This is a genomic window from Rheinheimera mesophila (assembly GCF_000986865.1).
In the GTDB taxonomy this organism is placed as follows: Bacteria; Pseudomonadota; Gammaproteobacteria; order Enterobacterales; family Alteromonadaceae; genus Pararheinheimera; species Pararheinheimera mesophila.
This window is the reverse complement of sequence record NZ_LAVS01000006.1, coordinates 1-13,759: the sequence shown is the minus strand read 5'-3', so window position 1 is coordinate 13,759 and position 13,759 is coordinate 1. Positions and strand designations below refer to the sequence as shown.

The following is a 13,759-nucleotide window of genomic DNA, read 5'->3' as shown; positions in this document are numbered from 1 at the left end:
ATGTTAACCAGTGTGGAACAGAAATTATTACCTGATGTGCTCGCAGCCACAGCAGGGGATCGCAGCGCTTTTGAGCGTCTGATTACTCAATGTCGCCATACAGTCACAGGTATAGCCTTAGCCATAGTAAAGGATCTGGACGCCAGTGAAGAAGTCGCACAAGAAGTATTTATACATATCTGGCAACAGTTAGCCACACTGCGCGAACCCGCCAGCTTTTTACCCTGGGTGAGGCAAATGACCCGACATCGCAGTTACAACTACCTGCGGGATAACAAGGTCAAACAAAAAATACTGGGAGAAGAGGCAGAATCTTTACTGGAAAACTTTGCTGACCCCACCACCTCAATGCAGGATGTGCTGGAACGTGAGCAACAACAAATCATCATGCAGGACTTTATCAGTCAGTTACCGGAAGACAGCAGAGAGATTGTTTTACTTTACTACCGGGAAGAGCAATCTAGTCAGCAAGTAGCTGATTTATTGGGGTTAAGCGATGCCAATGTCAGGAAAAAACTGTCCAGAGTACGGGAGCAGTTAAAAGACAACTTATTAACCCGTTACGGCCAACTGGTATTAAGTACGGCACCAGGCTTAGGTTTTAGCGCTATGGTTGCCGCAGCGTTGACCAGTGTTGCGCCTCCTGTCGCCGCAGCGACTTCTGTCTCTGTGGCAGCCCAACACAGTGGCTGGCTGGCGAAAATAGCAGTACTGCTGGGCGGAGCAATGATTGGCGCTTTAGCAGCAGTAGCGGGTGTGATCCTGGCTATGAAGCCGGTGTTGAGTAAAGCCGATAGTGAAGATGAAAAAGCCGCATTAAAAACCTTACGCAATAAGACGATTCTCTGGGTTTTGATGTCAGGGCTTTTACTCACTGCAGCCTACGAGCTGACCAGCGGAGTCTGGGCACCACTGGCAGCTTTTGCAGTCTTTATCGCGGGGTTGAGCTATAGCCAACTGCGCTTACAGCAGATCATTAATCCACGCCTGCAACGGCAGTACCCAGATGCTGCAGAGCTTGCCAGAGTGAATCGCAAAAATATGCGTTGGTGTCTGTTGGGTATGACCGCAGGTTATGGTACAGGCTTATTTGGTTTGATTTATGGCTTAATCCAAAGTGGCCGCTGGCAATAGACTTTCGCTCACCAGCGCCAGAATTTAAATCGTTTCGGTGCAGACGGCTCAGCAGGCACAGCCTCTGTTGGTTCTGGTGCATGCAAAGCAGACAAATCCACGGCTACAGTGCCATCGGCTTGCCAGGGATGCTGTGGTGCCTGATCCGTCATGGCAGCAGAGGCCTGAGCTTCGGTTTCGCCAGCTAGCCTGAAGGCATAAGAGGCGATAGGAGGCCCTATGGTTTCAAACACTGTAACAGCACCCAGCACTATAGCGCTGATCACAGCCGCATGTTCGGGTACTAATTGGCTGGAGCTTTGTACCAGTCCTATCGCCAGACCTGCCATGGGGATCAGCAGCAAGCCGGACGAAGCGCCGGTTCGCACTGTTTGCCCTAACAATACAGAGCTGACACTGACACCAAACCACTTGGCGGCACAACGAACCGCCACCAGCGCCATAATGACAGGGGCAAAAGCCACCAGCTCGGCAAAATGCAAATTAGCGCCAGCAAATACAAACAACACGATAAAAAACAGCTCAAAGGCGCTGCCAAATTCCAACGCAGACACCACGTCGTCACGTTCCATACTGCGTACTACGATGCCTACTACTAAAGGAGCAAAAAGCGCCGAAAGTTTTAATTGCTGCGCCAGCCCCAGACATAACATCAAAGCGCCAACCACTAACGCCAGTTTGTACTGCACCGCACTTTGAGTGCGGCTGGTTAAAAAATGCAGTCCACAGGCAATCACACCACCCAACAAGGCGGAACCTAGCAGCAAATACAAAGGTTGCAGCACAATTTGCTGCCAGCTGGCATCTTGTTCTACCAGCAAAACCGGCACCACAAAAGCAAAAGCCAAAAAAGACAACAGGTTATTTAAAGCCACCAGCGACTTCGCCGTTTCGGTGACCGGGCCTTTGGCTCCAACTTCATGGGCAACGTGCAGTAACACTGCAGGGGAAGACGACACCAAAATAGCGGCAATTAAGGCGGCCAACACCAGCGGCATCTGAAATAACCATAACAGACTAAATACAGCAGCAAAGGTGAGACTACTTTCTACCAGAGCTATCACCAGCAAACGCGGTGACTGGCGTAAAAAGCGTAAATCCAGTGACGAACCCAGCCGGTATAAAATCAATGCCAAGGCTATATCGATCAGAATACGGGAGTCTTTCAATACAGACTCGGTCAGCAAACCTAAACCGCTGGGCCCAACCAAAAACCCAACCAGCATAAATCCTGTGATACTGGGCAACCAGGAAATACGGTGCGCCAGATAACCACCTAAACTGCCAATCAGCAGCAATAAACCAAAAGATGACAGTGGTGTAATAGTCAAAGGCCAGGCTGGTAAAAATTCCATCCAGAGTTCTCCATGCCAGTACAAATAACAAAATCAGTCAATTAGCTTATCACAGCCTGATGACGGCAAAGAGTGCTGATTTGACCAAAGGACCCAAACTGCAACTTTAACTTTGTATTCGCAGGCACTTGCACTACGCCTGCGTAAGAGCCAGTGATCACCCATTGGCCTTGCTTTAAACCTATCCCCTGAGCGCTTAAATGATTCACCAACCAATACAAAGGCAATAGCGGGTCCAAATTCGGGTGCTGCGCAGCGAACTGCTGTGGCTGACCTGCATAATCCAGCTCCAGCTCGAAGTGGTGTGGAATACTGTCGGTTGCTATCGCAGGACCTATATATAACCCCTGATTAAATAAACCAGCCGCCAGTTGATCGAAAAACTCTGCACCAGCATCGGCTTGGTAAGGCCGTATAATCAGCTCCAGCGCTAAATGGGTGGCGGCTATCGCCGCTTTGATCTCAGCTTCACTGTATGGTTCAGCGCGGGCCGGTAAATCCCTCGCCAGTAAAAATGCCAGCTCAGGTTCAATGCTGTACTGCTCTGAATGTTGTTCAAACAAGCAAAGCTCGCCTTGTTGCAGATTAGCTATAGGCGCTAGCACCCATTTATCCGGCCCCGGCAGCCCGGCTTTCCAACCAATAACAGGCCAATCCAACTCAATAAACAACCATTGTTGAATCGCAAAAGCTTCCGCCAATGAAGTAGGACGCAATTCGGCAGGTAATAAAGGTGCGGCTTCACCACGACGACGATAATTCGCCAACCAGGCCGCGGCCTGCTCAATTTGTTCTGGAGTCACGCTAAAATCCTTCAGATATTGGTTGACTTGCCTTTACAGGGCTTTGTACTTTAAGACGCCTGCGGGAGTAGTTCAATGGCAGAATGAAAGCTTCCCGCGGGTTCGATTCCCGTCACCCGCTCCAATTTCTGGTTACCGGAAGCAAAAAAGCACCCGAAGGTGCTTTTTTCACGAACAGACAACAGCCTTAGATTTGCGACTGAAGGTAGTTGGGTAAACCAATCAGCTTGATCAGACGCAGCTGTTGTTCCAGCCAATGGGCATGATCGTTTTCGGTGTCATCCAATAAAGTCATCAGCAAATCGCGGGTAACGTAATCCTGCACAGATTCACACAGCGCTATGGTTTTTTTCAGCAAGGCGCCGACGGTGTATTCCACGTTTAAATCATTTTGTAGCATGGATGGCACGTCAGTGCCGACTTGCAACGGATCACGTTTGGATAAATCCGGTGTGCCCTCTAAAAACAAAATACGTTCAATCAGAGCTGCCGCATGAGCTTTTTCATCCGTCACTTCGTGATCAATACGCTCAAACAGTTTGCTTAAGCCCCAGTCGTGATACATACGGGCATGGATAAAATACTGATCCATGGCGCTGAGTTCATTCGACAGCAGCTCGTTTAACGCTGCGATAACCTGTGTATTACCTTTCATTGTTAGTCTCCTGAACCCATTTGGCTTTGCAGGTAATTTTCCAAGCCTACTAAAGCAATTTGTTGCTGCTGCGTGTCAATCCAGTCGACATGCTCTTCTTCGTGCTCCAGAATTTCCTGCAGCAATTCGCGGCTGACATAATCCTGATGCTGTTCGCATAATTTGATGGCGTCACGTAATAACGGCAGCTGATCGTGCTGAAAATCCAAATCACACTGCAGCATTTCTTCGGTATCTTCACCAATACGTAATTTGCCTAAAGCTTGCAGGTTTGGCAGGCCTTCGAGGAATAAAATACGCTCAATCAGCTCATCCGCCTGCTTCATATCTTTGATCGATTTTTTGTAACACACTGAATTGAGCTGAGCCAAACCCCAGTTTTTATAGATACGGGCGTGTAAGAAATACTGGTTAATAGAGGTTAACTCTGAGGTCAGCACCTCGTTGAGCTTAGCGAGCACTAAAGGTTGGCCTTTCATAGCTGGTACCTGCAGATTCAAAATTTGTGTTTATTCTAGCCGAAACCTCACCAAAATCAATAAAAAACCAATAAAATCAATGATATGACATTGCGAATGGTTCGCTTTAATGCCAGAGTTCTTGCTAAGTTTTTGCAACACTCCTTAAATCAGTAGCTTAACGCTTTTGTTCAAATGATTGTGCTACAGCTCTTTTCATCGGCCGAATACAACTGTTCGGCCTGATACTGCGTAACTCAGGTTAAATCAGATATACTCGGCGCCACACTAAGCCGTTATGACAACAAAACAGGCAGTAAGGCTGGAATTTATGAGTCAAACAGAAAAGAAAAAATCATCAGGTTTTTTAGTGAATCTGATATTCAATATCGTTATTCCGACGCTGATTTTGAGTAAATTAAGCGAAGATCAGCAATTAGGCCCGGTCTGGGCTTTAGTGGTGGCTTTAGCTTTTCCGCTAGGTTTTGGTTTGTGGGAATTGCAGCAAAGTAAAAAGGTCAACTTTTTATCAGTGCTCGGGGTGATCAGCGTGTTACTGACTGGCGGCATCAGCTTATTGCAGCTCGATCCAGCCTATATCGCAGTCAAAGAAGCTGCTGTACCCGGCATTATTGCGCTATTGGTGTTAGTCAGCCAACGCAGTAAGTATCCGTTGGTGAAGAAAATTTTGCTGAACGATGACCTGATGGACCTAGCCAAACTGGAAGCCTGTTTAAAAGCCAATAATGCAGAACAACTCTTTGCCGCTAAATTACAAAACTGTGCCTATCTGGTGGCTGGATCTTTTGTTGTATCCTCGGTACTGAATTATGGTCTGGCGAAATACTTATTGGTCAGTGCTCCCGGCACTCCTGCTTTTAATGAAGAGCTGGCACAGATGACGGCGCTAAGTTTTCCGGTGATTGCTTTGCCTTGTACCCTGATGCTAATGGTGGCGATTTGGTATCTGTTTAGTCAGATAGGCAAAGTGACAGGCGAAAGTATTGAATCCTTTCTCCGACAATAACAGACAACAACATCAGGCGCTGTGATTACAGCGCCTGATGAAAGCGCTCGAATGCTGCCGCTAAATCGGCAATTAAATCTTCTGTATCTTCAAGACCTATATGTAAACGGATCAGCGGGCCTGAATAAGGCCAAGGACTGGCGGTTCTTAGTTTTTGAATACTGAAGTTCGGAATAATCAGACTCTCGTATCCACCCCAGGAAAAGCCCATCTTAAAATGCTGCATACCTTCAATAAATGCCGCCACAGCCTTGGCATCGCCTTGTTTTAGTACAAAAGAAAACAAGCCATTACTGCCATGGAAATCACGCTGAAAAATCTGATGTCCAGGGTTTTCAGGCAAAGCTGGATGACGCACGGTCTCAACTTCAGGTCGTTGTTGTAACCATTTTGCGATGGTAAATGCATTGGTTTGATGCTGAGCTAACCGCACCTTCAGGGTTCTTAGACCACGGCTGGCCAAATAGGCATCATCCGCCGACGCACAATAGCCCATCAGGTAGCTGTACTCACGTAGTTGTGGCCAGTATTTTTCGTTGGCCGTGGCGATACCCAGCATGGCATCTGAGTGCCCCACTATGTATTTAGTGGCCGACTGAATACACACATCCACCCCCAGGCCATAAGCATCCAGCAGCACCGGTGTACCCCAGGTATTATCCAGCATCAACACTATATGATGAGCTTTAGCGACAGCACTGATAGCCGGAATATCCTGCAACTCCATGGTCAGAGAACCCGGAGACTCGAGAAAAATCACTTTGGTATTGGCTTTGATCAGCGCACTGATGCCTGCCCCAATCAATGGATCGTAATAAGTCGTTTCTATGCCCAGGCCTGCCAATAACTTATCGCAGATGGCCCGGGTAGGTTCGTAGGCGGTGTCGACCATCAGCAGGTGATCACCCTGTTTTAAAAAGCTCAGTAAGGCAGCGTTAATGGCCGCTGCACCACAAGGGTACAAAGCACAACCGGCTGAACCTTCCAGATCACAGATGGCATCCTGCAACGCAAAGTGAGTCGCCGTGCCACGGCGGCCATAATAAGGCACTCGGTCGCCACGATGCGCTGTCGCGTGCTTTAGCTCAGCCATAGTGTCAAACACAATAGTAGAAGCTCGTACTACGGGCGGATTAACCGCGGAGCCAGTCCACTCTTTACCGCGGCCCGCATGGATTAGTTGAGTTGCTTTTTTCATCAGAAAGACCTTGGACATCCAGATGTCCGATAATCTACAGCGAAATGGTCATTAACGCCAGACCTGGATCTCTGAATGACTCAGTAGTTTTTCCAACTGCGGTTTAGCAAAGTAATACCCCTGAAACCAATCAATACCCGCCTCAGCCAAATAATCCAGCTCCGCTTTGGTTTCGACACCTTCAGCCAATACTCTGGTTTTTAACTCGCAGCACACGGTCAAAATCCCCTTCAGCACAGCTTGTTTTACAGTGTCCTTATCGATATCCCGGATCAATCCCATATCTAACTTCAACACCGCCGGTCGTAACGAAGTCAGCCAGGCTAAACCGGCATAACCAGAGCCAAAATCATCAATAGCGGTAATAAAACCACGTTTAGCATAGCTTTCAAAAATACGTTTTAATTTAGCCTGATCGGTAATTTGCTCGCCTTCTGTCACCTCAAACATAATTTGAGTGATATCAAAGCCGAACATATCGCCAGCCTCGATAGTGGCACGAATGCAGGTTTCAGGGTTATACACTGCGTTAGGTAAAAAGTTAATGCTGAGCAATTTTTTCAGCCCAAGTTTAGAGGCTGTCTCGATCGCTTTCACACGGCACGCCTGGTCAAAGTAGTATTTATTGTTATCATTAATCTGCTCAAAAACCCAACCTGCACCTTGCCCCTCGGGTCCACGCACCAAAGCTTCATAGCCCACTATGTCTTGTGAGGACCAATCAATGATCGGCTGAAAAGCCATACGGATCTCAAAACCTAAAGATTGGCCGCTTAAGCAGTCCATGCAGCTTTGTTGTTTGATTTGTTCTGGAAAATCCATAAAAGTAACCCAAAAAGCAATGGTTTGCCTATCACATTAGATGACCAGACCCGGTGAATGCAAGTGAACTGCGCTCAGTTCGACAAAATGACTGGTGAAATCAAATTGGTCTTAGTTTGCGTTCAGGCCGTATTTGCCTTGTCGCAACCACAGTACAGGCTGGTTTGCCTAAGTCAGCCATGTATAATAGTCCTCTACTTAGCAGAGCCTGAGCCCTATGAAATACAAAGACCTGCGTGACTTTATCAGTCAGCTGGAGCAACGCGGATTGCTCAAACGAATCTCGATGGAAATCGACCCTTATCTGGAAATGACTGAAATAGCGGACCGTACCTTACGTGCGGGTGGTCCCGCCTTATTATTTGAAAATCCTAAGGGTTTTGCTGTGCCAGTCCTCGCGAACCTGTTTGGTACACCAGAACGGGTCGCTTTGGGGATGGGTCAGACGGATGTGGCTGCATTGCGTGAGGTTGGCAAGTTACTGGCCTTTTTGAAAGAGCCTGAGCCACCAAAAGGGCTCAAAGATGCCTTCAGTAAGTTTTCTATTTTCAAGCAAGTGCTGAATATGCCGGCCAAACAGGTGAAACGCGCTCCTTGTCAGCAAGTAGTGCTGTCCGGCGATCAGGTGGATTTAAGCAAAATTCCGGTGATGACCTGCTGGCCCGGTGACGCAGCCCCTCTGATCACCTGGGGTTTAACAGTCACCAGAGGCCCTCATAAAGAGCGGCAGAATCTCGGTATTTATCGTCAGCAAGTGCTTGGGAAAAACAAAGTGATTATGCGTTGGTTATCACATCGCGGCGGCGCTTTGGACTTTTTAGAATGGCAAAAAGCCAACCCGGGTCAACGCTTCCCGGTGTCAGTCGCGTTAGGCGCGGATCCTGCCACTATCTTAGGCGCGGTAACGCCAGTGCCAGATACCTTATCTGAGTACGCTTTTGCTGGCTTGTTACGTGGTGATAATACCGAAGTGACTCGCTGTATCAGTAACGACTTGCAAGTGCCAGCCAGTGCCGAATATGTACTGGAAGGCTATATCGAGCCGGGTGAAATGGCGCCTGAAGGCCCTTATGGCGACCATACCGGCTATTACAACGAAGTGGACTCCTTTCCTGTGTTTACTGTAACTCATATCACCCACAGAGAAAATCCGATCTACCACAGCACCTACACTGGCCGTCCACCAGATGAACCGGCGATTTTAGGCGTGGCTCTGAACGAAGTCTTTGTGCCTATTCTGCAAAAGCAGTTTCCAGAAATAGTTGATTTTTATCTGCCGCCCGAAGGTTGCTCCTATCGGATGGCGGTTGTGACCATGAAGAAACAATACCCTGGTCATGCCAAACGCGTGATGATGGGGGTCTGGTCTTTCCTGCGGCAGTTTATGTACACCAAATTTGTGATTGTCTGTGACGACGATATCAATGCGCGTGACTGGCAGGATGTGATCTGGGCCATTACCACACGCATGGATCCTGCCCGTGATACCACCCTGATAGAAAATACGCCGATCGATTATCTGGACTTTGCTTCGCCAGTGTCGGGTTTAGGCTCAAAAATGGGCTTAGACGCTACCAATAAGTGGCCGGGCGAAACCACTCGCGAGTGGGGCGAACCTATAGTGATGGACCCGACCGTCAAAGCCAAAGTAGATAGTATCTGGGCTGAACTGGGTATACTACCGGCTGAGCAGAGCAGTCAAACACTCAAAGTACCGGGTCAAAAATGAGCCATCAGGTCACAATACTACCCAGTGGCCTGAGTTTTCAGGTGGAAAGCAACGAAACTATTCTCGAAGCGGCGTTACGCCATGGCATCGACTTTCCATTTCGTTGTAAGCAGGGCGTTTGCACCTCCTGCGTCTGCCGACTGCGCTCTGGCTCTGTGTCTTATTTGCCACCTGAACCTTTGACTGATCTGGATAAAGCACAAAACTTTACCTATTGTTGTCTGGCTTATGCCGAGTCAGATCTGACCTTACACCACCCTTTTATTCGTGGCTAAGCCGCAGGATTATTCATGACCAAAGTGATTTGTACCGTCGATAAAATTCAGCCATTAACCTCTGGTGTGCATCAGGTACTGCTGACACCACAACAAGAAGTGCAGTTTAAAGCGGGTCAGTATTTACAGCTATGCATAACGGATCAAGACAAACGGCCATTTTCTGTGGCTTCAATTCCGGGTCAGCAACAGTTGGAGTTGCAAATTGGCGGTGCTGTAGCCGATCAGTATTCAGGTCAGGCTTTAGCTCATCTGCAAAGCAACGATACTGTGACTGTCGAGGTAGGTTTAGGTCAGGCCTTTTGGCGCGAAGATAGCCATAACCCTATTTTGTTGCTAGCGGGTGGCACTGGTTTTTCCTATGTCTACAGTATAGCCCAGGCCATAGCAGCAGCAGGCGTGAAGCGACCGGTATTTTTATACTGGGGCGTACGTCATGAAGAAGCCCTCTATCATATGCCTGAACTGCAACAATGGGCCTCTGCTCATCACGATTATAGACTGGTACCTGTGGTACAAAGCCCTTCAGATAACTGGCAAGGCCGTTCTGGCCTGGTGCACCAGGCGGTACTGGAAGATTTTGTCTCGCTGGAAGCATACGACATCTACATAGCGGGTCCTTTCCCTATGGTGGGTGTAGTGCGGGACGCATTCCTTGAGCAAGGTGCAAAACGCGAACAAATGTTTGCCGATGCTTTTGCTTATATCTGAATAACATGCTAATTCACAAAACAAAAAGGCCGCTTTAAATAAGGCGGCCCTTTGTATTTACAGCTACACCACGGCTCTACTTTTTGTATTTGTTAAACCAGTAAGTGATATAGGCAGGTTTCGCCATCATATTGCTGGGTCTGATATGGATACCATGCGAAGCACCGGGGATCCGCACCATAGCGGTTTCCACCCCACGTAATTGCAAGGCCTGATAAAACTGCTCAGTCTCAGAAATAGGCGTTCGATGATCGGATTCTCCCGTCATCAGCATGGTGGGGGTTTTTACATTGCCGACATAGCTGATAGGAGAATGTTTCAGGTAGTGCTCTGGTTTTTCCCATGGCATACCAGGGAACCAGTACTGGCTAAAGTAGTTGTACATATCGGCATTGAGCACAAAACTAAACCAGTTGATCACAGGATTAACCGCCACAGCGGCTTTAAATCTGTCGGTATGACCCACTATCCAACTGGTCAGTAAACCACCACCACTGCCCCCAGTGACAAATAACTGCTCTGGGTCGATAAAACCTTTAGCGACAGTGGCATCCACCACATCCATCAGATCGTTGTAGTCTTCACTTGGAAACTTATGGTGAATTAAATTGGCGAATTCCATCCCATAACTGGTACTGCCACGAGGGTTGGTATACAACACCACATAGCCCTGAGCCGCCATCAGTTGTAATTCCATCGCAAACACAGGGCCGTAGGCGGTATGAGGGCCACCATGGATTTCCAGTATCAACGGATACTTTTTGGTTTTATCGAAGCTTGGCGGCAAAATCAGCCAGCTTTGTAACTTACGCTGATCCACAGAAGAAGTGACCCAAAATTCCTCTACGTCGCCTATATCGCGGGCCAACTGCAAGTCTTTGTTCAGTTCGGTCAGTTGTTTCTTTTTACCATCCTGCCATAGGCCGAGCTCAGCCGGCGCCTGGGTCGACATCTGGGTATAGGCGATGTCACCATCCTCCGACACACTGAAGCTACCGCCGGTATAAGGTCTGCTGTAGGAGGTGCCACCAACCTGCTCCACCAGCACTTTACGTTTACCATTCAGGGGCTGTAAGGCAATTTTTCCCTGCGCCTGATCGTCATATTGAATATAAAGCGCATCGCTGTCGCCATCCCAACGGAAGCTGTCGATAGCCCGGTCTAAATCGGCGGTCAGAGCCTTTACTTCACCAGACTGCAGATTTTTCACGTATAGCTGATCGGCTTGATGCGCCAGTTTCTTATCGTCATAACCTAGATAAGCCAGCCATTTTCCGTCAGCAGATAAAGCGGGCGCATGGTCAGGGCCAAAACGATCAGTGACTTGCGTCAGGCTTTTATCTGCAATAGTCAGCTTATAGAGGTCGCTATTCTGAGCCTGAGCCCTTTTATCCGACTGACGGTTGGCAGAAAAATAAAAAGCTTTGCTGTCGTTTTGCCAGCTAATTTCACTAGCATGATCAAAATCGCCGCTGGTGAGCTGGATAGGAGTACCGCCCTCAGCCGCCATCAAATAGATATGTTTATAACCAGCCGCTAAATAGCCCCGGCCGTCGGCGCGGTATTGCATAGTGTCGATATAAATAGGTGCTTTAGCCCAGTCATTTTGTTCGGGCTTACCAGGTAAAGTCACAGGACTTGCTGCTTTTTTTGGCGTAAACATCGAAAAAGCCAGCCATTTCCCATCCGGTGACCAGCTTAAACCGGAAGGAGAAGCCGGTAAGTGGCTGACCTGGCCACTCTGGCCATTGTCCATCCAGCGGATATGGATCTGTGGTTTACCTGAAGCTGATGAGATAAAAGCTAGTTTTTTGCCATCAGGTGACCAAATAGGTGAGCTGATATCCGCCTGCTCTGACACTAAAGGTCGTAGCTGGCCCGTTTTGGTCTCACTGAGCCACAAAGAGCCAATACGTTTGTCCAGAGCTTGGTCAAAGCGATTACGCACAAAAACCACCTGATCGCCGTCACTGCTGATCTGCGGATCGGAGACAAACTCTAACTGGAAAACATCTTCATACTGCAGGGGTTGTTGTGCAGCTACTGTGCTCAGACTGATACCTGAAATCGCTGCGAAAACTGCTGTTTTAATCAATAAATGCACCTGAACCTCGTTATTCTGATTATGGGTTGAGCAGATACTAGGTTGTGTTGGATGATTATTGCCAGAGTGATGCGGCTAATGGGGGTGTTTTGGGGTTGGGTATTGGTGGAGTTGCTTGTGAGGGTGTTTTTTGTGGGATTTTAAAAAGCAGATTTGCTTTGAATTCCGGGGCGGTGAACTACTTTATTACGGGCCTCCTGCCCTCCACCCTCCGGGCCGGCTGCGCCGTTCAAAAACGTTCCAGACGTTTTTGTGCTCACCCCATCCATGGGGTTCAGGGTGAGGTGACAGCGGAACCTCTTGTCCGGCCGCTTGCAGAGCGCGCGGCGTGAAACAGGCGTGACGCCAAACTGTTTGCGTCCCGTTTTTCCTGTTTCACCCTGGTGACCGCCTGTGGCAACGCAAATAAAAAACCCCGCTCAGTGAGCGGGGTTCTGTATTTGGGAGCCTGGCGGTGAACTACAGTGCTCGCCCCATCCTGGGTCTCGTCCCTGCGGGACCCGCCGTTGGCGGTCCAAAAACGTTCCTGACGTTTTTGTCGCATGGGGGATGCCCTGCTCGAATGGTCCACCACTAAATTCACATAAGCAAAAAGGCCCAGTCGTTAGACTGGGCCCTTTGGCTTATTTGGGAGCCTGGCGGTGAACTACTCTCGCATGGCATCTGCCACACTACCATCGTCGCGGCTGCGTTTCACTTCTGAGTTCGGAATGGATTCAGGTGGTTCCACAGCGCTATTGCCACCAGGCAAAAACTGTTTTTGTGTCTTTAACAAGCAAGCTGATTCGAATTCTGTATCACACCACACACAAACACCTTGGGCGTTGTATGGTTAAGCCTCTCGGGCAATTAGTATGAGTTAGCTTAACGTGTCACCACGCTTCCACACCTCACCTATCAACGTTGTGGTCTCCAACGACCCTTATGTGTACTCAAGGTACAAGGGATGACTCATCTTTTGGCCGGCTTCCCGCTTAGATGCTTTCAGCGGTTATCCGTTCCGAACATAGCTACCGGGCAGTGCCATTGGCATGACAACCCGAACACCAGCGGTTCGTTCACTCCGGTCCTCTCGTACTAGGAGCAACTCCAATCAATCATCCAACGCCCACGGCAGATAGGGACCGAACTGTCTCACGACGTTCTAAACCCAGCTCGCGTACCACTTTAAATGGCGAACAGCCATACCCTTGGGACCGACTTCAGCCCCAGGATGTGATGAGCCGACATCGAGGTGCCAAACACCGCCGTCGATATGAACTCTTGGGCGGTATCAGCCTGTTATCCCCGGAGTACCTTTTATCCGTTGAGCGATGGCCCTTCCATACAGAACCACCGGATCACTAAGACCTACTTTCGTACCTGCTCGACGTGTCTGTCTCGCAGTTAAGCTGGCTTCTGCCTTTGCACTAACCGTACGATGTCCGACCGTACTTAGCCAACCTTCGTGCTCCTCCGTTACTCTTTAGGAGGAGACCGCCCCAGTCA

At 48.8% G+C, this 13,759-nt stretch carries 12 protein-coding genes, 1 tRNA gene and 2 rRNA genes; 6 read left to right on the top strand and 9 right to left on the bottom strand.

Features of this window, described 5'->3' with window-relative positions; translation table 11 throughout:
• Positions 1-1,134, top strand: coding sequence for an RNA polymerase sigma factor (locus SD53_RS03920; RefSeq protein ID WP_046519004.1), 1,134 nt, complete (start codon positions 1-3; stop codon positions 1,132-1,134).
• 8 nt (positions 1,135-1,142) lie between these two features.
• On the opposite strand, the gene SD53_RS03915 is transcribed toward SD53_RS03920, so the two are convergent.
• Together SD53_RS03915 and SD53_RS03910 are read right to left on the bottom strand one after the other, a co-directional pair.
• A complete protein-coding gene (locus tag SD53_RS03915; RefSeq protein WP_046518921.1) occupies positions 1,143-2,489 on the bottom strand; it encodes a cation:proton antiporter in 1,347 nt (448 codons plus the stop codon).
• Positions 2,490-2,530: 41 nt separating this feature from the next.
• Positions 2,531-3,292 (bottom strand): fumarylacetoacetate hydrolase family protein, encoded by a 762-nt coding sequence (locus tag SD53_RS03910; protein WP_052749243.1) that lies wholly within the window; start codon positions 3,290-3,292, stop codon positions 2,531-2,533.
• 61 nt (positions 3,293-3,353) lie between these two features.
• Between SD53_RS03910 and SD53_RS03905 the strand changes: the two genes are divergently transcribed.
• Positions 3,354-3,416: transfer RNA gene (locus tag SD53_RS03905), tRNA-OTHER, on the top strand.
• A 63-nt stretch (positions 3,417-3,479) separates the two neighbouring features.
• On the opposite strand, the gene bfr (SD53_RS03900) is transcribed toward SD53_RS03905, so the two are convergent.
• The gene (bfr, locus tag SD53_RS03900) at positions 3,480-3,947 is read right to left on the bottom strand and encodes a bacterioferritin (RefSeq protein ID WP_046518919.1); all 468 of its coding nucleotides are present in this window, start codon (positions 3,945-3,947) and stop codon (positions 3,480-3,482) included.
• 2 nt (positions 3,948-3,949) lie between these two features.
• Positions 3,950-4,426 carry a bacterioferritin gene (gene bfr, locus SD53_RS03895; RefSeq protein ID WP_046518918.1) on the bottom strand — a complete coding sequence of 159 codons (477 nt, stop codon included), beginning with the start codon at positions 4,424-4,426 and terminating at the stop codon, positions 3,950-3,952.
• A 310-nt stretch (positions 4,427-4,736) separates the two neighbouring features.
• On the opposite strand from bfr (SD53_RS03895), the gene SD53_RS03890 reads away from it, so the two are divergent.
• Positions 4,737-5,432, top strand: a complete 696-nt coding sequence (locus SD53_RS03890) for a VC0807 family protein (RefSeq protein WP_046519003.1) — start codon at positions 4,737-4,739, stop codon at positions 5,430-5,432.
• A gap of 25 nt (positions 5,433-5,457) precedes the next feature.
• Here SD53_RS03890 and SD53_RS03885 read toward each other — a convergent pair whose 3' ends face one another.
• Both SD53_RS03885 and SD53_RS03880 read right to left on the bottom strand, forming a co-directional pair.
• On the bottom strand, positions 5,458-6,630 hold the full coding sequence (locus tag SD53_RS03885) for a cystathionine beta-lyase (protein WP_046518917.1): 1,173 nt from the start codon (positions 6,628-6,630) through the stop codon (positions 5,458-5,460).
• 51 nt (positions 6,631-6,681) lie between these two features.
• Positions 6,682-7,452: an EAL domain-containing protein gene (locus SD53_RS03880; protein WP_046518916.1), complete on the bottom strand. Its 771-nt coding sequence runs from the start codon at positions 7,450-7,452 to the stop codon at positions 6,682-6,684.
• A 217-nt stretch (positions 7,453-7,669) separates the two neighbouring features.
• On the opposite strand from SD53_RS03880, the gene ubiD reads away from it, so the two are divergent.
• The 3 genes from ubiD to fre are packed head-to-tail and all read left to right on the top strand — an operon-like array spanning position 7,670 to position 10,167.
• Entirely contained in the window at positions 7,670-9,181 is a 1,512-nt protein-coding gene (gene ubiD / locus SD53_RS03875; RefSeq protein WP_046518915.1) for a 4-hydroxy-3-polyprenylbenzoate decarboxylase, read from the top strand.
• Positions 9,178-9,456, top strand: a complete 279-nt coding sequence (locus SD53_RS03870; RefSeq protein WP_046518914.1) for a 2Fe-2S iron-sulfur cluster-binding protein — start codon at positions 9,178-9,180, stop codon at positions 9,454-9,456. The genes ubiD and SD53_RS03870 overlap by 4 nt, the downstream gene beginning before the upstream one ends.
• Before the next feature lie 15 nt (positions 9,457-9,471).
• Positions 9,472-10,167, top strand: coding sequence for an NAD(P)H-flavin reductase (fre, locus tag SD53_RS03865; RefSeq protein ID WP_046518913.1), 696 nt, complete (start codon positions 9,472-9,474; stop codon positions 10,165-10,167).
• 76 nt (positions 10,168-10,243) lie between these two features.
• Here fre and SD53_RS03860 read toward each other — a convergent pair whose 3' ends face one another.
• The 3 genes from SD53_RS03860 to SD53_RS03845 all read right to left on the bottom strand — a co-directional run.
• Complete coding sequence (locus SD53_RS03860) at positions 10,244-12,271, bottom strand: S9 family peptidase (RefSeq protein ID WP_082101772.1); 2,028 nt, start codon at positions 12,269-12,271, stop codon at positions 10,244-10,246.
• A 633-nt stretch (positions 12,272-12,904) separates the two neighbouring features.
• Positions 12,905-13,019 (bottom strand): 5S ribosomal RNA (gene rrf, locus SD53_RS03850).
• An 80-nt stretch (positions 13,020-13,099) separates the two neighbouring features.
• Positions 13,100-13,759 (bottom strand): 23S ribosomal RNA (locus tag SD53_RS03845); the annotation flags it as partial.